At 61.0% G+C, this 18236-nt stretch carries 18 protein-coding genes and 1 pseudogene; 8 read left to right on the top strand and 11 right to left on the bottom strand.

All coding sequences use genetic code 11. The features are described from left to right. Positions 1 to 32: 32 nt before the first annotated feature. Positions 33 to 2333: a tetratricopeptide repeat protein gene (locus G5V57_RS15580; protein WP_165168471.1), complete on the bottom strand. Its 2301-nt coding sequence runs from the start codon at positions 2331 to 2333 to the stop codon at positions 33 to 35. Between the two features lie 742 nt (positions 2334 to 3075). On the opposite strand from G5V57_RS15580, the pseudogene G5V57_RS34845 reads away from it, so the two are divergent. Then, positions 3076 to 3432 (top strand): annotated as a pseudogene (locus G5V57_RS34845) (MarC family protein); the annotation flags it as partial. Between the two features lie 124 nt (positions 3433 to 3556). Then, positions 3557 to 3736 (top strand): MarC family protein, encoded by a 180-nt coding sequence (locus G5V57_RS34850; protein WP_256378672.1) that lies wholly within the window; start codon positions 3557 to 3559, stop codon positions 3734 to 3736. A 144-nt stretch (positions 3737 to 3880) separates the two neighbouring features. Here G5V57_RS34850 and G5V57_RS15590 read toward each other — a convergent pair whose 3' ends face one another. Both G5V57_RS15590 and G5V57_RS15595 read right to left on the bottom strand, forming a co-directional pair. Then, the gene (locus G5V57_RS15590; RefSeq protein WP_165168473.1) at positions 3881 to 4390 is read right to left on the bottom strand and encodes a DUF4142 domain-containing protein; all 510 of its coding nucleotides are present in this window, start codon (positions 4388 to 4390) and stop codon (positions 3881 to 3883) included. Between the two features lie 439 nt (positions 4391 to 4829). Further along, positions 4830 to 5777 (bottom strand): glycine/sarcosine/betaine reductase selenoprotein B family protein, encoded by a 948-nt coding sequence (locus G5V57_RS15595; RefSeq protein ID WP_165168475.1) that lies wholly within the window; start codon positions 5775 to 5777, stop codon positions 4830 to 4832. A gap of 244 nt (positions 5778 to 6021) precedes the next feature. On the opposite strand from G5V57_RS15595, the gene G5V57_RS15600 reads away from it, so the two are divergent. Next, entirely contained in the window at positions 6022 to 6861 is an 840-nt protein-coding gene (locus tag G5V57_RS15600; protein ID WP_246737641.1) for a DNA polymerase beta superfamily protein, read from the top strand. Positions 6862 to 6957: 96 nt separating this feature from the next. Here G5V57_RS15600 and G5V57_RS15605 read toward each other — a convergent pair whose 3' ends face one another. From G5V57_RS15605 to G5V57_RS15620, 4 genes are all read right to left on the bottom strand, one after another. Continuing rightward, the gene (locus G5V57_RS15605; RefSeq protein WP_165174137.1) at positions 6958 to 8496 is read right to left on the bottom strand and encodes a trimethylamine methyltransferase family protein; all 1539 of its coding nucleotides are present in this window, start codon (positions 8494 to 8496) and stop codon (positions 6958 to 6960) included. Positions 8497 to 8842: 346 nt separating this feature from the next. Further along, a complete protein-coding gene (locus G5V57_RS15610; RefSeq protein ID WP_165168477.1) occupies positions 8843 to 9040 on the bottom strand; it encodes a hypothetical protein in 198 nt (65 codons plus the stop codon). A gap of 62 nt (positions 9041 to 9102) precedes the next feature. Continuing rightward, on the bottom strand, positions 9103 to 9822 hold the full coding sequence (locus G5V57_RS15615) for a ferric reductase-like transmembrane domain-containing protein (RefSeq protein WP_165168479.1): 720 nt from the start codon (positions 9820 to 9822) through the stop codon (positions 9103 to 9105). Between the two features lie 218 nt (positions 9823 to 10040). Further along, positions 10041 to 10889 carry a LuxR C-terminal-related transcriptional regulator gene (locus G5V57_RS15620; RefSeq protein ID WP_165168481.1) on the bottom strand — a complete coding sequence of 283 codons (849 nt, stop codon included), beginning with the start codon at positions 10887 to 10889 and terminating at the stop codon, positions 10041 to 10043. A 154-nt stretch (positions 10890 to 11043) separates the two neighbouring features. Between G5V57_RS15620 and G5V57_RS15625 the strand changes: the two genes are divergently transcribed. From G5V57_RS15625 to G5V57_RS15640, 4 genes are all read left to right on the top strand, one after another. Continuing rightward, complete coding sequence (locus tag G5V57_RS15625) at positions 11044 to 12165, top strand: ABC transporter ATP-binding protein (RefSeq protein WP_165168483.1); 1122 nt, start codon at positions 11044 to 11046, stop codon at positions 12163 to 12165. Positions 12166 to 12195: 30 nt separating this feature from the next. Further along, positions 12196 to 13344: a PotD/PotF family extracellular solute-binding protein gene (locus G5V57_RS15630; RefSeq protein ID WP_206530271.1), complete on the top strand. Its 1149-nt coding sequence runs from the start codon at positions 12196 to 12198 to the stop codon at positions 13342 to 13344. Between the two features lie 151 nt (positions 13345 to 13495). Beyond that, a complete protein-coding gene (locus G5V57_RS15635; RefSeq protein ID WP_371744794.1) occupies positions 13496 to 14362 on the top strand; it encodes an ABC transporter permease in 867 nt (288 codons plus the stop codon). 2 nt (positions 14363 to 14364) lie between these two features. Then, the gene (locus G5V57_RS15640; RefSeq protein ID WP_165168487.1) at positions 14365 to 15171 is read left to right on the top strand and encodes an ABC transporter permease; all 807 of its coding nucleotides are present in this window, start codon (positions 14365 to 14367) and stop codon (positions 15169 to 15171) included. 77 nt (positions 15172 to 15248) lie between these two features. Here the strand turns inward: G5V57_RS15640 and G5V57_RS15645 are convergent, their stop codons facing one another. The 4 genes from G5V57_RS15645 to G5V57_RS15660 all read right to left on the bottom strand — a co-directional run bounded on the left by G5V57_RS15645 (position 15249) and on the right by G5V57_RS15660 (position 17362). Continuing rightward, complete coding sequence (locus tag G5V57_RS15645; protein ID WP_165168489.1) at positions 15249 to 15665, bottom strand: Spy/CpxP family protein refolding chaperone; 417 nt, start codon at positions 15663 to 15665, stop codon at positions 15249 to 15251. 8 nt (positions 15666 to 15673) lie between these two features. Then, positions 15674 to 16420 (bottom strand): L,D-transpeptidase, encoded by a 747-nt coding sequence (locus tag G5V57_RS15650; protein ID WP_246737643.1) that lies wholly within the window; start codon positions 16418 to 16420, stop codon positions 15674 to 15676. A 116-nt stretch (positions 16421 to 16536) separates the two neighbouring features. After that, entirely contained in the window at positions 16537 to 16920 is a 384-nt protein-coding gene (locus tag G5V57_RS15655) for a hypothetical protein (protein WP_165168491.1), read from the bottom strand. A 55-nt stretch (positions 16921 to 16975) separates the two neighbouring features. Next, a complete protein-coding gene (locus tag G5V57_RS15660) occupies positions 16976 to 17362 on the bottom strand; it encodes a hypothetical protein (protein ID WP_165168492.1) in 387 nt (128 codons plus the stop codon). Positions 17363 to 17447: 85 nt separating this feature from the next. Between G5V57_RS15660 and G5V57_RS15665 the strand changes: the two genes are divergently transcribed. Next, entirely contained in the window at positions 17448 to 18056 is a 609-nt protein-coding gene (locus G5V57_RS15665) for a rhodanese-like domain-containing protein (RefSeq protein ID WP_165168493.1), read from the top strand. Positions 18057 to 18236 lie beyond the last annotated feature (180 nt).

Here is an 18236-nt window from a genome sequence, read left to right on the forward strand (position 1 = left end):
CAGGAGCTTTCGCAGTCGACCAGGGGAATAGGTCAAGGCTGTGTGAGGATCTGTTCAATCTCCGCAGGTAAGGTAACGGAGGGGTTCAGAGCGCGCGCTCGTTTGGCATCCTCTACCACGCGCCTGCGATCACCAAGCGTATAGGCGACAATTGCCGATACCACCAGCGCTTCAGCCTGGGGTGGATCGAGGTTCCGCAGCGTATTCGCTGCATCCTGGGCGAGACCAGCGTTGCGCACACGCAGGGCCGAAACCGCAAGCCCTTCCAGCGCATTTATCTGGGAAGGCTCGATGGCTACGATGCGGCGGTACCAGTCGATGGCTTTAGCGTCGTTGCCGATTCGGATCTCAGCCTCGGCGCGGGCCAGCAGCAATTCGATGCTTTTAGGAGACTTGGCAAGACCGGCCTCGAGATAGCTGCGTGCGCCGGCATCATCGCCGAGCGCCGAACGAAGCCGCGCAAGCATAACCCAGGCGCCCACGATCTGCGCGTCGAGGCGGACAGCCTCGCTGAAGGATGCCTCCGCCGCAGCCCAGTCGCGCAAAGACAACGCCAGTCCTGCGAGCGCCATCTGACTTTCCGGCGTATCGGCGAGAGCTTCCCGGGCCGCGCGATATTCACTCAAAGCGCGTTCGAACGCGGTCCGCGTCTCTGCGTCCGTGATCGCGTCGGATTCGCCGGCAAGCTCCGCTGCCGCCGCTTGACGCACGCTCCGCACGGGATCGCTGAGCAGCGGCTTGAGGATCGAAAGCCGCCTGTCCGGATCTGCCGCACGCGCAGAAGGGATTGCCGCCGCGCGCACGATCTCGCTCTGATCCGAGAAAAGCGATGCAAGCTTGTCAACGAGCGCTGCATCCGCGTAGCCACTTATTCTCTCGAGCGCGGTCGCGCGCGCGACTGGCGGATTGTCCAGCTTGAGGGCATAGTCCGCGAGTGCCGCCACCGACCTCTGCGTAACTTCCCGGTCAAATGTCAGGAAGGCCGAGCGGTCCTGCCAGGCGTGATCGGGATGGGGAAACCAGGATCCGATCTGCTGAGCTGCCCAATCGGGCGTCTTGTCCCCATGACAGCCCGTGCAGACGTCGGGTGCCCCCGCCGCCTTTGACTGGAGCGGGTCCGGCCGGCGGAAGAAGTGATCGCGCCGCTTATCGATGCCCATATAGGTTCGCTCCAGCATGTGACAGCTCACACACCGCGCGGCTTCTGTGCCCTCCTTGTGGTGATAATGGGCGGGCGTGTCGTAGTTCGCCTTGGTAAGAGTTGGAAACTCCTGGCGCCCCGCTTCACTGTGGCACTGCGTGCAGATCGCATTGCCATCCGCCACGAGCTTTGCACCGTGTGGTTCATGGCAATTTGAGCACGTGACGCCTTTCGCCATCATCTTCGATTGCAGGAAGGAGCCCAGGACATAGACCTCGTCCTGCTGCTGACCATCATCGAAATAGAGACCGGGTGAAAGGAGTGCCAGATTGTAGTGGTCGCTCAGGATCTCTCCGGGTGGGGGGCTGTCGCCCGTAAAGGCGGCGCGTCTGGCATGGCATGGACCGCACACCCTGAGCTCGCTGGTCTGCTGACCTGCGCCGAGCTTCAGGGAATCGTGCCATGGATCAGGCTTGCCCGCACGGGCAGGGGCATTCGCCCACTTTACATGAGCCTTGGCACTCCCATGGCAGGACTCGCATGAGATGGTAAGCTCTGCCCAGCGGCTCTGATAGCTCTTGGTTTGCGGGTCGTAACCTTTGACAAACCCAGTCTGGTGGCACTCGGCGCAGCGGCTTTGCCAGTTCTTGTAGCTTCCGGTCCAGTGCAGACCGTTGCCGGCAGAAACATCCGCCGATGGATAGAGGTGATACCAGGTCTTTCTTTCGGCATCCCAAGCGATGTCGAGGACCTGCAGGCGCCCCTTGTCGGTCTCGACCAGATACTGTTGAAGTGGCGCGATTCCGACGGTAAAGCGCACTTCGTACGTCGCCAGTTGTCCATCAGGCCCATCGGTCTCCACGAAAAATTTATTATCCTTGCGGACGAAGCGGGAGGTGACGTTCTTGTGGGTGAATGCCGCATCATTGAAATCGCCGATGACATTGTCCGGCGTCGCCTCGCGCAGCGCCCACCCATGATGTGAATTTCTCCATGCCTTGTGCTGGGCCTCGTGACATCCGGCACATACAGCGCTCCCCACATACTCGTTCTCTGCGGCAATGCAGCTGTTCGGCGATGCAAGCGCAAGGAGGCAAAGGATGAGGGCGCCAAGCAGGGCAGGACAGTGGCGGCCGAGGGACTTGCTATCCTGTTCACGCGAGACTGTTTTGCCATTCTTGAGTGATAACATGCCGAATGATCTTTTTGCGCCGCGAGTCGGAATCGGCGGTGAAACGATAGCAGTGATGACCTATCTCAACCGTGCTGTTCCATAAGCCGTTCCATCGGGATCATGTTGTAGTTCAGACGAGTCATGATCCATCCAAGCCGTCTTACGACCTCTCATCCCCCGTTCCGACATGAGATGTCGCTGGCTCGACGCTCGGGAACGTTACCTTCATCCTGCACCGGCGTCAAATAGCTGTAGCTTGAAAGAGTCACGTCCTGCACTGAGGAGGCTTCCAGGATCTCGGCGTGACCATCGCCAACGCCTTCGCGGGGGTAGCTGATGAATTGGTCGACGGCCCTTGTTACTCCTCGTTTCCAGCAGCTGCAGTCGTGCCACAGACGCGTGGCTAGAGGAGATGGTAAGGGAGACGGAGATTATTCGCAGACTCGAGCTCTTCAGCATCGTGTTCTTTGCGCTAGTCGCCGGCTTGTTGAGCGGAGGAGTCACCTCTTCGCTGCAGACGAGGCAAAGCGTGCCATGTTTGTATCCGCCACGGGCGCCATCTCTCACCACTGCTAGCAAGTCCATTCCTTAGGTAGCAACGCGCATTGCTCCGAGCGGTCCAGAATCTCGCCTATACGATCAAGTTTCCCGTATCGTGTCGCCGGCCGGTAACAACTGATTGCCGGTCCAACCTTTATTCTGTCCGTATCTTCTGCTACTTGGACACTCATCGCACAGCGCAGTAGGAGGGACCGAACCGATGGGACGCGAGCTATCACTATTCGTGGGAACGTTCACGACCTTGCTCGCGATCATCAATCCGCTCGAAGTCCTCCCCGTCTACCTTAAGCTGTTGGTCGGCAAAGATGAGGCGACACATCGCGCAGTGGCCTGGAAGGCCTGCCTATATTCGCTATTACTCTGCTTCTTCTTCTTCTTCATTTTCGGCGCATTCATCCTTCGGCTATTTGGCGTTCCGCTCAGCATGCTTCGCATCGTCGGCGGAATCATTCTGATGAAGATTGGTTTTGAGCTGTTCATGCCCAAAAAGTCGGGCGGCGACTTGGACATGTCCGGCGCAAACGCAGGAGACGCCAACATCGCCTTTGTTCCCCTCGCGATGCCGCTCATGTTCGGACCAGGGGGGATCGCCACGATCATCGGAATGACTTCGATAATCAAGGATTTCCACGTCCGAAATCGGTTCCCTTGTCGCAATTTCGGCAGCGATTGTGGCGACTATGGCAGTCACCTACCTCTGCCTGGCCTATGCGGAGAGGTTGACGCGGCGCATAGGACCCATGGGCATCGATGCGACTACTCGCATTGTCGGAGTCTTTGTTTCCGCGATAGGAGTCGGCCTGATCTTCGATGGAGTGATAGAAGCCCTGGAATTGCACGGGCTTAAATCATTACACTAAATCTGGCCCATCGCGTCATTTCGCGGCGCCGCGGAATTTGGCCGCCATCCGTGCATAACGGACTCGGGGGAGCCGTCCGCCGGCAGATTCATGGCTTCACGGACTGGTCAGGCAACCGCAGCGAATTTACAATCCGGGATATCGCTAGCTACTCTGTGAACTGATCTTCTCGATCATATCGAGATGCATTTGCAGAGTAGGCAAAGTCTTGGCCGCAAAGGCCTGAAGTTCCGCATCACTTCCCTCTTTGATGTACTTGCCAAACAGCTCGACAGCCTCTTGATGCGCCTTGACCTGCATCTTGACGTAGGTTTCCTCTCGGTTGTCGGCGGCTTTAAGCTTGTGGATCAGCTCGCGATGTTTTTTGTCGAGATTGTCGGGCACAGGGTATTTGCCGCCCGCAGCTGCTTTCAGTTCTTCCGCAGCCGCTTTGTGGTCGGAAATCATTTTTTGTGCGAAGGGTTTGATTTCCGGGTTGGTTGAACCGAGCATCAGTTCACTCGAGAGAATTTCGAAGTTGCCCGCTATACCTGCCTTTTCGACAAATTCAGCCGGCGAGGGCACACCGGCCGCAGCCGGCCAGGAATTGTAGTAAAAGCTTATGGCAGTGAGTGACGTCAGCGCTGTCGCGCGAAGAAAGTCCTGTCGGTTCATGGCCAAGTCCTCAGCATGGATGACCCATCATCAAGTTTTCCCAGCCGTCTAGGTTCCATCGCGCTCTCGCCGCCTTGCGCGGGCAGGCCGAAACCGGTCTGATCAAAAATTCCGCAGGCACGACCGGTGCTGCCCGAAAAGGCGCTGCGCTGCACAATGGACGGGCAGGGGATGACTAGCCAAAGTGAGCGAGCAAGATTTGTCCGACATCTTTTTATAAGTAATTTCAATGATATAGACAAAATCTGTTTGTCTCTATAGATCTGGCACGACGGTTGCTAGGGTTATTGCATCGCAATATGGTCATTGGGGTTCCTCCCATCTCCTCAAGCGACGATTGCGCAACTCAGGTGCTCGGGGGTTCCGCCCTCTCCGCACCAGGGGGCAGGCTGGTCAATGGTTGCGCCCGTCTGCCCCCGCCCATTTTTCACGAAGACATCTAATCCGGCTGCCGCAGCGCCTTGGCGACGGCTTTCTGCGCATCGAAAGCGGCGCGCCGTCGCGTGATCTCCTCGGGCGAGAGCCTGTCGATATTGCAGTAATCGAGTTTCCACGCCGCCGAGGCGCTCCAGCGCAAGGGCGACTGCACGGTGGTGCGCGCCGCCGGCGCGGCCGCGAGCAGCTGCACGGCCAGATCCAGCGTCATGTCCTGCGATGCCTCGTCCCCGGGGCGTCCGGCGGAATTGCCGAGCGGGAAATCGGAGAACAGGAAGCGCGGCACGCCGACATATTCGACAATGTCCTTGGCCGCGCCCATGATGACCGTTGCGACGCCGGCTTCTTCCAGCGCCCGCGCGGCAAGGCTCACCGTCTGATGGCAGACAGGACAATTGGGTACCAGGATCGCCGCGTCGGCGCGGTCCTCGCGGCAGTGCCGGACGATTTCCGGACAATCCGTCTCTATCGTCGTGCGATGGCTGCGATTGGTCGGCGCGCCGTGAAACCGCCGGGTGAGCGCGCCGATGCGGCCCTGCTTCAGCGCCCTCCGCATCGCCCCGAGCGGGAAATAGCTGCCCTGATCCTCGGCCGTCGTGTGGGCGCGATCTATGGCGATGTGCGAGATGCGCAGATCGTGATCCACGGCCGTGTCGCCGGAATAGACCTGGTAGAATTTCGCCGCCGCATTGTAGGGAGCGCCCGGTCCCTGGTCGCCCTTGTCCGGCTTATAGGGGGCGGCCGTGGTGATGAGCGCGATGCGGCATTCGCCGAGCGGCTTGGCGAGGGGCGTGAAAGGTACGTGCGCGTAATGCGCCCATTGATAGGGCGCGCCGTAACCCAGCGCCGAATAATAGCTGCGGGTCCTGGCGAGATAGGGAATGGGGATATCGCTCACCTCGGCGAAGCCGAAGACTTCTGTGCGCTCACCTGTTCGCAGGGCATCCGTCATGATAGGGACCTTGCCATTCTAGAGCAAATCCCGCCGAAGTTGAAGACTTTGGCGTCAAGGATTTGCTCCAGAATATTGATCTGGCGCGAATCCTTTTCGGCGAAGTGATTCCACTTCGCCGGGATGCGCGCTAAGCAAATCCCGCCAAAGTTGAAGACTTTGGCGTCAAGGATTTGCTCCAGAATATTGATCTGGCGCGGATCCTCTTCGGCGAAGTGATTCCACTTCGCCGGGATGCGCGCTAATGAGCGGGGCGCAAATGGCCAACGGTGAGAGGCTGAGGACTGTCGATGCGGGCATGGATGAAACGGTGGTCGCGCGGATCGACGCGCGGCTTGCCGATATAGCGCGCGATCATCAGGTGACGATACCGCTCGCGATCGAGAGCGGCAGCCGGGCCTGGGGCTTTCCCTCGCCCGACAGCGATTATGATTGCCGCTTCGTCTTCGTCCGGCCGATCCAGCATTACCTGTCCCTTTGGCAACGCCGCGACGTCATCGAGACGGAAATGGACGGTGTGCTCGATGTCAATGGCTGGGACCTCGGCAAGGCGCTCAAGCTTCTCTTGAAGGGCAATGCCGTCATCGTCGAATGGCTCAAATCGCCGATCGCCTATGGCGTCGATGCCGGCTTCCGCGACGCGTTCCTCAATCTCGCTCACGAAGTCGCCGACCGGCGTCTCATCGCCCGCCACTATCTGCATCTCGGTGAAGATCAGCGGCGCAAGCTTTTCGGCGACGGCCGGATCGTGGCGCAGAAGAAGATATTCTACGCGCTGCGGCCGGCCGCTGCGCTGCGCTGGCTGCGCCACCATCCGCAGGAGGCGGTAGCGCCGATGCATTTTCCGACTTTGCTGCACCATTGTGATGTGCCGCCTTCGGTGGTCGAGATCGTAGCCGAGCTCATGGTCCGCAAGGCGGTCACGCGCGAGCTGGGATCGGGACCGATGCCCGAGCCGGTCCTGACCTTCATCGATGCCGAGTACGAGGAGGCACGGAAAGTTTTTCCGCGTCTGCGTCACGACATAGAACCCGAGCGCCGCGAGCGCGTCGAGGCCTTTTTCCAGGCGACGATCCGGGGCTAGAGCGCCGGACGCTCTCGTAGAATCGGTCCGGCGCTCTATCTCCTTTATTGCGCATCGGCTTACCCGAAAACCGCACGCACTTTTCGGTCCGATGCTCTAATTCACGCTGTTGGGGAGTTCCGCTTCGCGCCTGGCGATGAAATCGTTGAGCGCTTCCTCGACCGCCTCGTCGAGCTTCGGCTCTTCATATTGGGCGAGCATCGCGCGCGCTTTCTCGCGCCCGCGCTGGTCGTGGTCCTTGGCCCCTTCGGCCGACCATTGCTCGAAGGAATTGAAGTCCATGAGCGTCGGCATGAAGAAGGCGCTTTCGAAATGCTCGAGCGTATGCTGGGTGCCGAGAAAATGGCCGGCGGGGCCTACTTCGCGCACTGCCTGCATCGCGTCCTTGAAATCGGCGAAGGACACGCCTTGCCCATATTTGTACCAGGAGGCGAGCTGCTCGGTATCGGTGACGAATTTCGAATAGCCGGCGCACAGGCCCGCCTCGAGCCAACCGGCCACATGCCAGATATAATGAGCTCCGGACAGAATGGCGGCATGCATCAGCATGTTCGCCTCATAGCCGGCCTGCGCGTCATTGAGCTTGGAGCCGACATGGAAGCCGGATGTGCGCCAGGGCAGGTTATATTTCCGCGCCAGCGCACCCATCAGGTACATCATCTGCGCCGCTTCCGGCGTGCCGCCCATGGGGGCGCCCGATTTCATGTCGACCGTCACCATGAACTGGCCGTAGAGCTGTGGGCTTCCCGGGCGCACCAGCTGGGTAAAGGCGAGGCCGGCCAGCGCCTCGGCATTGACCTGCGCGACGGCACCGACGGAGGAGGCCGATGTCGAGGCGCCGCACAGCGCGAAAGGCGCCAGGATGCAGGGCTGGTTATGCGCCGCATAGACCTTCAGCGCATCGAGCATGGTCGCGTCCCACACCAGGGGCGAATTGCAGTTGGTGATCGACACGACGACGGTATTGTCGCGCACGAAATCGTCGCCGAAGACGATGCCCGCCATCTTCATGACATCCTCGGCCCGCTCCTTGGCGGTGACAATGCCCATGAAGGGCTTGTCCGAATATTTGAGCGCCGAATGGATGATATGGAGATGCCGCTTCGGCACCGCGACCTCCATCGGCTCGCAGATGATCGAGCTCGAGGAGTGAAGCGTCGGCGACATATAGGCGAGCTTGTGGAAGTTGTTGAGGTCGGCGAGCGAGCCGTAGCGACGCTGATTGTCGAGATCGCGCACATAGGGCGCGCCATACATCGGCACGAAGACCGAATTCTTGCCACCGATGGTCACCGAGCGCTCCGGATTGCGCGCATGCTGGGTGAATTCAGGCGGGATCTGGCTGACGAGCCCCATGAGCAAGGCGCGGTCGATGCGCACCCGCGTGTCGCGCACATCGGCGCCGGCGCGCGTCCACATGGCGATCGCTTCGGCATCGCGGAACTCGCAGCCCACCTCTTCGAGGATCTTCAGCGACTCCTCATGGATGAGCTCGATCGCCTCGGCGGGCACGATCTCATAGACGGGAATATTGCGGGTGAGCGCCGGGAAAGACGGCATCGCCCGGGCGCGCAAGCTTCGCCGGCCTTCGCGCCCGCCGCTACGCCGTCCCTGGGCCGAGACCTGCTTGGACATTTCATGCGTGTCGATGGCGGGGCGGGTGTTTTCCATGGGATGGAGCCTAACGCCGCCCGCGCCGGTCTGTCTTCCGCAAAACGACGCGAATCCGCACTTACCGCCCCGTGAGCGGTATAGATCAGGAGGAGGAAGAGGACAGCGCCGTGCTCTCGGCATCCGGTCCGGCGGTTCCCGCCTGCCCGGCGCCGCGGCGCCATTCGCGCAGGACGGCCAATCCCAGAAGCACGATGCCGGCAAGGGTGACATAGAGGCGGACCGGTTCATAATAGGTGAGCAGAACATCCGCGCCGAAGGCGAGAAGGAGCAGTTTATTGCAGACCGAACATGCGACACCGAGAAAGCCCTATGTTCCGCCGACGCCCGCCGCACGAAGCGAGCATGCCGGACGCCTGACAACCGTATAGACGCCGAGAAGCAGCGAGAGCATTCCCAACAGTCCGATCTCCCAGCCTCCGACGGGCGTCATCCGGATGAAGAGCGGATTCTCCCATAGCGCCGCCACAGTGCCGAGCATGCCGAAGGCGACCAGCGAAACCGCCATTCCCTTCATCAATCGATATGCTGAGTAGGCCAAGGCAGGGGTCCCTTGGTGCAATTCATCGATCATCCGACCGGACTCATCCGGGTTTCTCCCGGTCCGGGCGACCCTTGGCGCCGGCGCCAGGTCAGGATGGAAGCGGCGATCCTGAGCACGAGAACGAGCACAACAAGCCCGGCAAACCAAATCTGAAGTGGGTTTGCGTCGGGTGTCTGCCGGTGAAAATGGAGGAAATGGATGAAGAGGAAATACGCCGTATGCGCCAGAACAAGCGCCCATAGCACATAGGCGGCACTCTGGACGAACTTCCAGGTGGCGGCGCCCAGGAACCGCACCGCGCGGTCGGCGGAGGTCATTGCGAGAACCAACCCATAGAGGAGCGCGGCAAGGCCGATAATATTGGCCAGTCCGAAGCCATGCTCGATCATGACATAGCGGGCGAGATCGGGATGGAATGCCAGCCCGACGAGACGCGCGAGATCCCATTCCAGCCAGCCGTCGAATATGATCAGCGTGTGGATCAGCGCCAGAAGCACGGCATAAATGCCGAACTCGCGGCGCAGCGGAACCAGCAGACGCAGCCGGGTCAGAAGGCGCGCCGCCGGACCGATCGCCATCGTCAGTGTCAAGAGGAGCAGGGACGCATCCGCCGTCGCCCGGTTCCATCTGTGCATGGGGCTCCACTGGCCGTGAACGGCGCCGAACAGATACACGAGCAAGGCGGCGAGGACGATGGCGAGGATATGGCGCCAGGGAGCGGAGCGCAGAAGAAAGCCCAGATGCATTGAAGGTCCTTAGATCACGATGAGTTTGGATCGAATCGATAAACGTGATCGATTCTAGTGGTTAGCGCGGGATTCTCGCGAAAAACCGGTATCCACTTTTTCGCATCCCGCGCTAGGGTCGGTTCTGGATGTTGCGGGCTGCCTGAATACGCCGGTTCCCGGCGAACCCATCATCACAGTTCCTTGATTTCACTTGATGAATGGGACATCTGCCGGTGTCATTCAGCGACGCCCTCGTCGTCGGGGCCGAGCCCGCGCGGGATCGAGGCGACGAAGCGCGAGAACAATTCCCCCTGCGAACCGATACCGAGTTTCAAATAAATGTTCTTGCGGTGGATGCGTACCGTGCCGGTGGCGATGCCGAGCCTTTTGCCGATGGCTTCCGATGAATTGCCTTTGAGCACGAGCTCCACGATCTCGCTCTCGCGCGATGTAAGCCGGCCCTCGCCGAAATGAAGGAAGGCCGAAGCGAGGAGACGTTCGGTCTCGTTGATCCTCCGGTTCGGGCCCTGACCCGAGAACCGGCTTTCGACATCCTTCCAATGAAGCGTCGCCGCCGCGGCAACGAGAGGCGCCACGCTTTGTAGCCTTTTGCGCTCCCGGATCGCGAAAGGCTGAAGCCGGGCCGCGTCTCGCATCAGCGAGATAACGACGCGGGTCGCGGCATTGATGGGCACCATGAAGGCAATTTCCTCCGAGAGCCCGGTCTGCACATAGTAGGAGCGGAAATATTCGCTTTGCGGGAAGCGGTCGGGGGCGAGATCGGAGACCCGGTGCGGTCCCGGCCCATGGGCCCTGGGATCGGCAATGTACAAGGGATCGAGGAGATAGGGACCGGCCTGGTAGTCATCGACGAAGATGCGCCGCTTCGCCGCCGGGAAAGTGTCGAAGAGGTCGATCGGCCGGGCCCCTTGGCAATAGGCGAAGATTACCGAATAATTGAACGGCGCCACATGCTTGAGCGCGTCGATCAGGGCCGGGGCGAAATCCGCCGTGCCGATCGCGGCAATGATCGTGGCCAGGCTGTCATTCCAGGCTCTTTCACCGATATCGGCTACGTTGGCCATCCGCTTCTATCCCATTTAGGATATATACAGTTGAGCTCTCGACTGCGATCATTTTACCGATTGTGGGATATATCGCCAGAGCCCGGATGCCGATCCGTCTGCTACCGCCATCAGTATCGACATTCCGCGTGTGGCGCGCGGGCGCGTATTGTTCATGACCCAGAGGGCGACCCCCGACATTTCCTTTCGCGGCGTGTCGAAGCGCTATGGCGAGGTGGTGGCTGTCGACCAGGTCGATCTCGATCTGCCGAAAGGCGCTTTCGTCTCGCTGCTGGGGCCCTCTGGCTGCGGTAAGACGACCTGTCTTCGTATGATGGCGGGCTTCGAGCAGCCGAGCGAAGGCGAGGTCTTCATCCGCGGCGATAATGTCACTGGCGTTCCGGCCTACAGGCGCCCGGTCAATATGGTGTTCCAGCATTATGCGCTGTTTCCGCATCTGAATGTCGCCGACAATGTCTCCTATGGCCTGCGTCAGCGCTCGCCCAGGCCGCAGCGCGAGGCGATCGCCAAGGCGGTGGACGAGGCGCTGGCGATGGTGCGCCTGCAAGGCTATGGCCAGCGTCGTACCTGGGAACTGTCCGGCGGCCAGCAGCAGCGGGTGGCGCTGGCCCGCGCCCTCATCAACCGTCCGGCCGTGCTGCTTCTCGACGAGCCGCTGGCGGCGCTCGACCGCAAGCTTCGCCATGACATGCAGATCGAGCTGCAGAACCTGCAGCGCAATGTCGGCATCACTTTTCTGCTGGTTACGCATGACCAGGAAGAGGCGCTGTCGATGTCGGACCGTGTGTGCATCATGAAGGAAGGCCGCCTCGTCCAGACCGGCACGCCACGCGAACTTTATGACGAGCCGGTCAATGGCTATGTGGCGGACTTCGTCGGCAAGTCGAATTTCTTCGCCGGCATCGCCGGCGCGCCGAAGAGCGGGCTGATCGATGTGGCGCTGGCGGACGGCATGAAGGCGACCGGCCGGGCGTCGCGCTCGACATCGCCGCCCAAGGCCGGCGAAGCCGTTCTGGTGAGCGTGCGTCCCGAGCAGATCAGGCTCGCCGCCGCCGCGACCGACCTGCCCAACCAGGTCGCCTTTCGCGCCGAGGCGCGTGTTCTCAACCGCATCTTCCTCGGCGAGCAGACTGAGTATGTGGTGACGCATGAGAAGCTCGGCGAATTCATGGTCAGGAGTCCACGCCATGGCAATCAGGCTTTGGCCTTCGAGATCGGCGACAAGGTGGCGGTCGGCTGGCCGCCGGATGCCGCCCTGATTCTCTTGAAGGATTGAGTGCGTAGAAAAACGATAGGGAGGAAACCAATGTCAGACGACAAGATCATCACACCGCAGAAATTCATGGATGAATTGCGCCGCTTTCAGAAGGGCTCGGTCACGCGCCGGCATTTTCTCGGCGTCACCGGCTTAGGTTTGGCGACGGCGGTCTTGGGCAGCGCCGTGCCGGGTCTTCGTCCGCGCAAGGCCTATGCCGCGCTTTCGGGCACGGTCAATCTCACCACCTGGCCCAATTACCATAGCCAGGAGAATCTCGACGCCTTCACCAAGAAGACCGGCGTCGCGGTGAACATGAATGTGTTCGGCTCGAATGAGGAGATGCTGGCCAAGCTCCAGGCGGGCTCGACCGGCTGGGACGTCTTTGTGCCGACCAATTACACGATCTCGACCTATAAGGGGCTCGACCTTATCGACGCGCTCGATCTCAAGCAGCTGCCCAATTACGACGTCAGCACGCAGGATCAGCGCTTCACCTCGGAAGGCACGATCGACGGCACCGTCTACGCCGTGCCGAAGGACTGGGGCACCACCGGCTTCATCATCAACACCAAGAACGTGACGCAGAATCCCAAGAGCTGGAAGGAATTCTGGGACCTGACCAAGGGACCGCTGACCGGCCGCGTCATGGTGCATGACTATCAGCTCACCACCATCGGCAATGCGCTTAAATATTTCGGCTATTCCTTCAACTCGAATGACGAAAAGCAGCTGGCGGAGGCCGAGAAGCTGATGCTCGAGGCCAAGCCGCATCTCTTCGCCATCAATTCCGACTATCAGCCCTCGATGCGCAACGGCGATGCCTGGATGTCGGTGTGCTGGACCGGTGATGCGACGCAGTTGCATCGCGACCTGCCGGAAATGCAATATGTGATCGGCAAGGAAGGCGGCGAGATCTGGACCGACTACTACGCCATTCCGAAAGTCGCCCCCAACAAGGAGGCGGCCTATGCATTGATCGACTGGCTGCTGACGCCCGAGATCAACGCCAAGGAAGTCCAGGCGCATGGCTATCCCTCGACCGACGCGCGCGCCAACAAGCTGGTGCCGAAGGCGATGCTGGATAATCCGATTCTTTATCCGGCCCAGGATCTGCTGACCAATCTCGAATTCGGCGCCGCCGCCACGCTGACCAATCCGCTGCGCGCCGAGATCATGGCGCGCTTCAAGTCGGCGTGATGCGAAGACGCATGCTTCTTACCCTCGCCCCGCGAAGCGGGGAGAGGGTAGGGGCCCGCCGCGCGAGCGGCGGGAAGGGTGAGGGGCATGCGCGGCGCATGGCCTCTTCCTTCATGCCTTCGTATTCTGAAACTTGATGAAAAGAGCCGCCGTGGCATCCGCGCCAGCCTCCCGATCGAAAGCCGTGACCGCTCTCCTGGTGGCGCCGGCCGGGCTGTTTTTTTTCTTCCTGCTGGTGCTGCCGCTCGTCGTCGTCATCATCTATTCCTTCGGCGCCCGGGCCGATGCCGGCGGCTACGCGCCGGCCTTCACGCTGGAGAACTACGCCAATCTGCCGGCACGCGGCCAGGCCTTCTTCAACACGCTGACGCTGGCGCCTCTGGGCACGCTGCTCACCGTGCTCTTCGCTTATCCGCTGGCCTATTTCCTGGCCGTCAAGGCGAGCCCCAATTCGCGCACCTTGCTCCTGGTGCTGGTGATCGTGCCGTTCTGGACGAGTCAGCTTCTGCGTTACTACGCCTGGATCATGATCCTCGGCTCGAAAGGCATTCCGAGCTGGCTCGCTTACCTGGGCATAGCCGATCTGCGCATCATCAATACGCCCTGGGCCGTGCTGATCGGTGCCGTCTATGGCTTCCTGCCGCTGATGGTGCTGCCCATCTATGTGAGCCTCGAAAAGCTCGACAAGCGCCTGCTCGAGGCGTCCGCCGATCTCGGCGCCGATTCCTGGCGCACCTTCCGGCAGGTGACGCTGCCCTTGTCGCTGCCGGGCGTCGCCACCGGCTCGATGCTGGTCTTCATCCTGCTGATGGGCGAGTATATCCTGCCGCAGCTTCTCGGCGGCGGAAAGGTGTTCTTCATCGGCAATGCACTGGTCGATCTCTTCCTCCAGTCGCGCAACTGGCCCTTCGGCGCCGCCGTCTCCACCGCCCTTGTCGCCATCATGTTCGTGACCATCGTCGTCTATATGCGCTTTGTCCTGAGCCGCGGCGATGTGCGCCGCGCCGCGCTGGTGTAGCCATGCCGCTCCGACTCTACGCCGCCTTCATCTACGTCTTCCTCTACGCGCCCATCGCGCTGATCGTCTTCTTCTCCTTCAATGCCGGACGTTACGCGATGGACTGGCAGGGCTTCTCGCTCGAATGGTACGGCAAGGCCTTCACCAATCCGATCATCGTCAAGGCGCTGGTGACAAGCATCACCATCGCCAGCTGCACGTCGATCATCGCCACCACGGTGGGAACGCTCTGCGCGCTCGGCCTCGAACGCATGCGCGGCTGGCTGCGCCAGCTGTTTGACGCCTTGATCTATATCGCCATCATGGTGCCGGGCGTGGTCATCGGCATATCGACCTTGATCGCCTTCGTGACCGTGTTCGACGCCGTCAATCCGACGCTTGAGGCCATCGGCATGGTGCGGCTGCAAATGGGCCTGTGGACGGTGATCGCCGCTCATGTTCTGTTCAATCTGGCGGTGGTCGTCCTCATCATAAGGGCGCGACTCGCCGGCATGGACCGCAGCCTGGTCGAGGCGTCGGAAGACCTCTACGCCACGCCCTTCGCCACGTTCCGGCAAGTGGTGCTGCCGGCTCTGATGCCGTCCATCCTTGCCGGCCTGCTGCTGTCCTTCACCTTCTCGTTCGAGGACTTCATCATCGCTTTCTTCGTGGCCGGTCCCAATACGACCTTGCCGATCTATGTCTTTTCCTCGATCCGGCGCGGCGTGACACCGGAGATCAACGCCATCGGCACGGCCGTTCTCCTGACGTCGTTGACGCTTCTGATGCTGGCCCAGTTCCTCCTGCGCGCGCGGACAAGATCGCGATGAGTTTACGCATCGGATTATCCGAAAACCGCTGCGCATGGTCGGGTCGAGCCCGATCACAAGCTTTTCGCTCCGATGCTCTATCTCCCGCACTCTCCCGCCGTAAGGGTGGCATCCGCGATCCGCTGCTGAGCGGGGTCGAGCACGCCATAGAAGGTCTCGTAGCTGGCCTTGAGGGCAGCCTTGGCTTTGATCCGTTCACTCTGCCGCTCTTGCAGGACCGCGTCATTCGCGCCGTCGATAGCTTGCGCGCCCCCCATCAGGTCGATCTCCGCCGCCCGCACCTCGCGCACCGCAGCGCGATAGGCCGTGAGGGCCTCGACATAGTCGGACCACGGGCCTTCCTGGCTGGGCGTGACGGCGAGCGCCGCCTTCACCTGACGGATACGTTGCGGAGAACCGAGATCGGATTGCCCGAAGGCGGCGCCCGGAAAAGCGGCGAAGGCCAATAGCGCGGCTCCCGGACCGGCGCAGGCAAGAAGGCTGCGTCTGTTCATCACGCTCATCACCGATCGCGTCCGCGCTTGGCGCGCCCGAATCTGGGCGCCTCCTGGGCGGCGACCTGTCGCGCCGAGGGCAGGACTACCACTTTGGTCCCGATCGGAACACGTTCAAAGAGATCGGCGACATCCGCATTGAGAAGCCTGATGCAGCCGGACGACACCGCCCTGCCGATGCTCTGCGGCTGTGACGTGCCATGGATGCGATAGAGCGTGTCGACCTCGCCCTGGTAAAGATAAAGGGCGCGAGCACCCAGCGGATTCTCGGGTCCACCCGGCATGCCGCCCGCCCATTGTGCCGCGAGATGGTCGCGGGCAACCATCTCCTTGGGCGGCACCCAACGTGGCCACATCGCCTTTCGGCGGATGATCGCGCTGCCCGACCATTCGAAACCTTGCTTGCCGACGCCTATGCCGTAACGCTGGGCGCGTCCACCGGATAGAGTGAAATAGAGCTGGCGCGCATCGACATCGATAATGATCGTGCCCGGTGGCTCGGGGGTCTCGTAGGCGACCTCCTTGCGCCGGAAGCGGCGCGATACCTTGCGCACATCATCATAGGCAATGGGGAACAGCTCCACCTCGGCGCCGGCCGCCACGCCTGTTTGCGGTGCCACGGGCGTGACGGGATGGGCCCCCGGCACCACGACGTCCGTCGTCGCGAAGGTGGAACGTCCCGTCGTCGCGAGCGACACGAGGCCGGCCAGCGATGGCAGAAGCACCGAGCGCAGCATGGTGCGCCGGCTCACCATCTCTGGTTTGCGCTTTCTATCCGGACAAAGCATCGATGACCTCGTTTGTTGGGATCAGGGAGTAGCAGAATTGCGTGGCTTTTACATGGTCTTGGGGGCGCCGAAGAGGATGTCATCTAGCGGGCCTCGAACTGGGCTTGAAGTGTTTCGCCGGTCGCCAGCTCGACGAAGACCGAGACCGACGCACCGAGGAGCATGGGGGCGGGCAGATTGGCGGACAGCCAGTTCTCGCCGTCCGGGCGCAAGGGAATCCGGAGTTGCTGCTCCCGCTGGATGATGGTGGCATAGGCGGCGCTGCCGGCGGCGCGAATGGGCTTCTGCCGGGCGTCCGACAAAGCGAAAATGATCGATTCATAAGCAGGGCCGCCGATGAACTCGATATGCCGGTTCGCGGCTTCGATGAGCTGCCCGCCATTGATGCCGATACCCGAATGGGCCAGCGCAGGCGAAACCAGGATCATGCAAAGTCCGACGCCAAGAGCCCGAATTGTCAGTAGCATAGCTTGATCCTCGATAAGACGGCGTAGCCTGGATGGCACGCGGCCCTGTCGGGACTCAGGCGTGCCCGTTGTCCGTGAGGATCGATCTCGGCGGCCGCTTCAGCCCTTCACCTGCCAGCGTTTCCGGCCATTGGTCGGAAAGGACGCTTGACTGGTGTCGGCGCGCAGCAGGCGGCTCATCCGCACTGCCGGTCACGATGAAACTGGCGACACAGGTGAAACTGCAACAACTCCGCATAGCGTTAAATGGAGTCTGCTTGGAAAGGTCGTCGCCGGCACCGAGCATCGGACCATCATGGCCGGTCAGGTCGGCGATAGCCGCCGCGGTCGATGCGCAGGATGATGAACCGGCCTGCGCCGCGCCCGCGAACAGGAGGGCGAACAGAATCATGATCGACAGGGGGATCGCCACCCATCTGCGCCATGATTTCTGTTTGGCCATAGACATATTTCCTTGCGTGCCCGGAGCTTGTGGCGGAATTCTGACAGTTCCCACTGGTGAACGCGCATGCGCCGAGGGTCGGGATATGACGGCAATCACCCCGTGCCGTCAAGACTCGAGCCCGCCCTTCGATGATCACCTTTGCGCTAGTTCCTGTCGGCGCCAGCCCGGGCAGCGGCGGATCGCATGCGTCACTTTGAAGTCTGGCGATGGGCTCCGGTTCGTCGTTGTCTGCGCCGCAAGATGCATGACGAGGTGTAGTGATTTGAAGAGCTTTTTACAACTCCCGGCTTCGGTGTTCTCTCTGGCGCTCGTCGTCGCATTGCCTACGGCGCCCAATGCGGCCCTCGCGCAGCAGGAGAACGCGGCCCGGCAGAGCTACGCGACCATCAGCAGCGCGCAATTGGCCCAGATGATGGAGAAGAAGGATTTTCTGCTGATCAACGTCCATATCCCTTATGAGGGCGAGATCGAAGGGACGGATGCGTTCATTCCTTTCGACAAGATCGCGGATAATCCAGCAGCACTCGCCGGCGACAAAAATGCGCGGATCGTACTTTATTGCCTGATGGGAGGAATGAGCGAGAAAGCGGCAGGCGATCTCGCTCGCCTGGGCTACACGCAGGTTTCCCATCTTGCCGGCGGCATGCGGGATTGGCGAGCAAGCGGCTACCCGATCATCGAGAACAAGTGAAGTTGACTTCGAATAGGCGCTGAACTGTCATTTTATCCCAGGCGGTGCTTTTGTTTCCACGCAGGTGTCGAGGCGCCCCAGTATTCGATGGTGAAAAAACGTCAACGCATTTGGAAAAGAGGAAGAATGGATATATTGTCGACGGTGGCTACCTAGAGTTTTCATGTCATCGCAGTCGGG

This window comes from Nordella sp. HKS 07 (genome assembly GCF_011046735.1).
In the GTDB taxonomy this organism is placed as follows: domain Bacteria; phylum Pseudomonadota; class Alphaproteobacteria; order Rhizobiales; family Aestuariivirgaceae; genus Taklimakanibacter.

Bases quoted from the DNA above. Each gene is read 5' to 3' on its own strand.
- G5V57_RS15580 (WP_165168471.1), bottom strand. From the start codon at position 2,333: ATGTTATCACTCAAGAATGGCAAAACAGTCTCGCGTGAACAGGATAGC.
- G5V57_RS34850 (WP_256378672.1), top strand. From the start codon at position 3,557: ATGGCAGTCACCTACCTCTGCCTGGCCTATGCGGAGAGGTTGACGCGG.
- G5V57_RS15590 (WP_165168473.1), bottom strand. From the start codon at position 4,390: ATGAACCGACAGGACTTTCTTCGCGCGACAGCGCTGACGTCACTCACT.
- G5V57_RS15595 (WP_165168475.1), bottom strand. From the start codon at position 5,777: ATGACGGATGCCCTGCGAACAGGTGAGCGCACAGAAGTCTTCGGCTTC.
- G5V57_RS15600 (WP_246737641.1), top strand. From the start codon at position 6,022: ATGAGCGGGGCGCAAATGGCCAACGGTGAGAGGCTGAGGACTGTCGAT.
- G5V57_RS15605 (WP_165174137.1), bottom strand. From the start codon at position 8,496: ATGTCCAAGCAGGTCTCGGCCCAGGGACGGCGTAGCGGCGGGCGCGAA.
- G5V57_RS15610 (WP_165168477.1), bottom strand. From the start codon at position 9,040: ATGGCGGTTTCGCTGGTCGCCTTCGGCATGCTCGGCACTGTGGCGGCG.
- G5V57_RS15615 (WP_165168479.1), bottom strand. From the start codon at position 9,822: ATGCATCTGGGCTTTCTTCTGCGCTCCGCTCCCTGGCGCCATATCCTC.
- G5V57_RS15620 (WP_165168481.1), bottom strand. From the start codon at position 10,889: ATGGCCAACGTAGCCGATATCGGTGAAAGAGCCTGGAATGACAGCCTG.
- G5V57_RS15625 (WP_165168483.1), top strand. From the start codon at position 11,044: ATGACCCAGAGGGCGACCCCCGACATTTCCTTTCGCGGCGTGTCGAAG.
- G5V57_RS15630 (WP_206530271.1), top strand. From the start codon at position 12,196: ATGTCAGACGACAAGATCATCACACCGCAGAAATTCATGGATGAATTG.
- G5V57_RS15640 (WP_165168487.1), top strand. From the start codon at position 14,365: ATGCCGCTCCGACTCTACGCCGCCTTCATCTACGTCTTCCTCTACGCG.
- G5V57_RS15645 (WP_165168489.1), bottom strand. From the start codon at position 15,665: ATGAACAGACGCAGCCTTCTTGCCTGCGCCGGTCCGGGAGCCGCGCTA.
- G5V57_RS15650 (WP_246737643.1), bottom strand. From the start codon at position 16,420: ATGGTGAGCCGGCGCACCATGCTGCGCTCGGTGCTTCTGCCATCGCTG.
- G5V57_RS15655 (WP_165168491.1), bottom strand. From the start codon at position 16,920: ATGCTACTGACAATTCGGGCTCTTGGCGTCGGACTTTGCATGATCCTG.
- G5V57_RS15660 (WP_165168492.1), bottom strand. From the start codon at position 17,362: ATGGCCAAACAGAAATCATGGCGCAGATGGGTGGCGATCCCCCTGTCG.
- G5V57_RS15665 (WP_165168493.1), top strand. From the start codon at position 17,448: ATGACGGCAATCACCCCGTGCCGTCAAGACTCGAGCCCGCCCTTCGAT.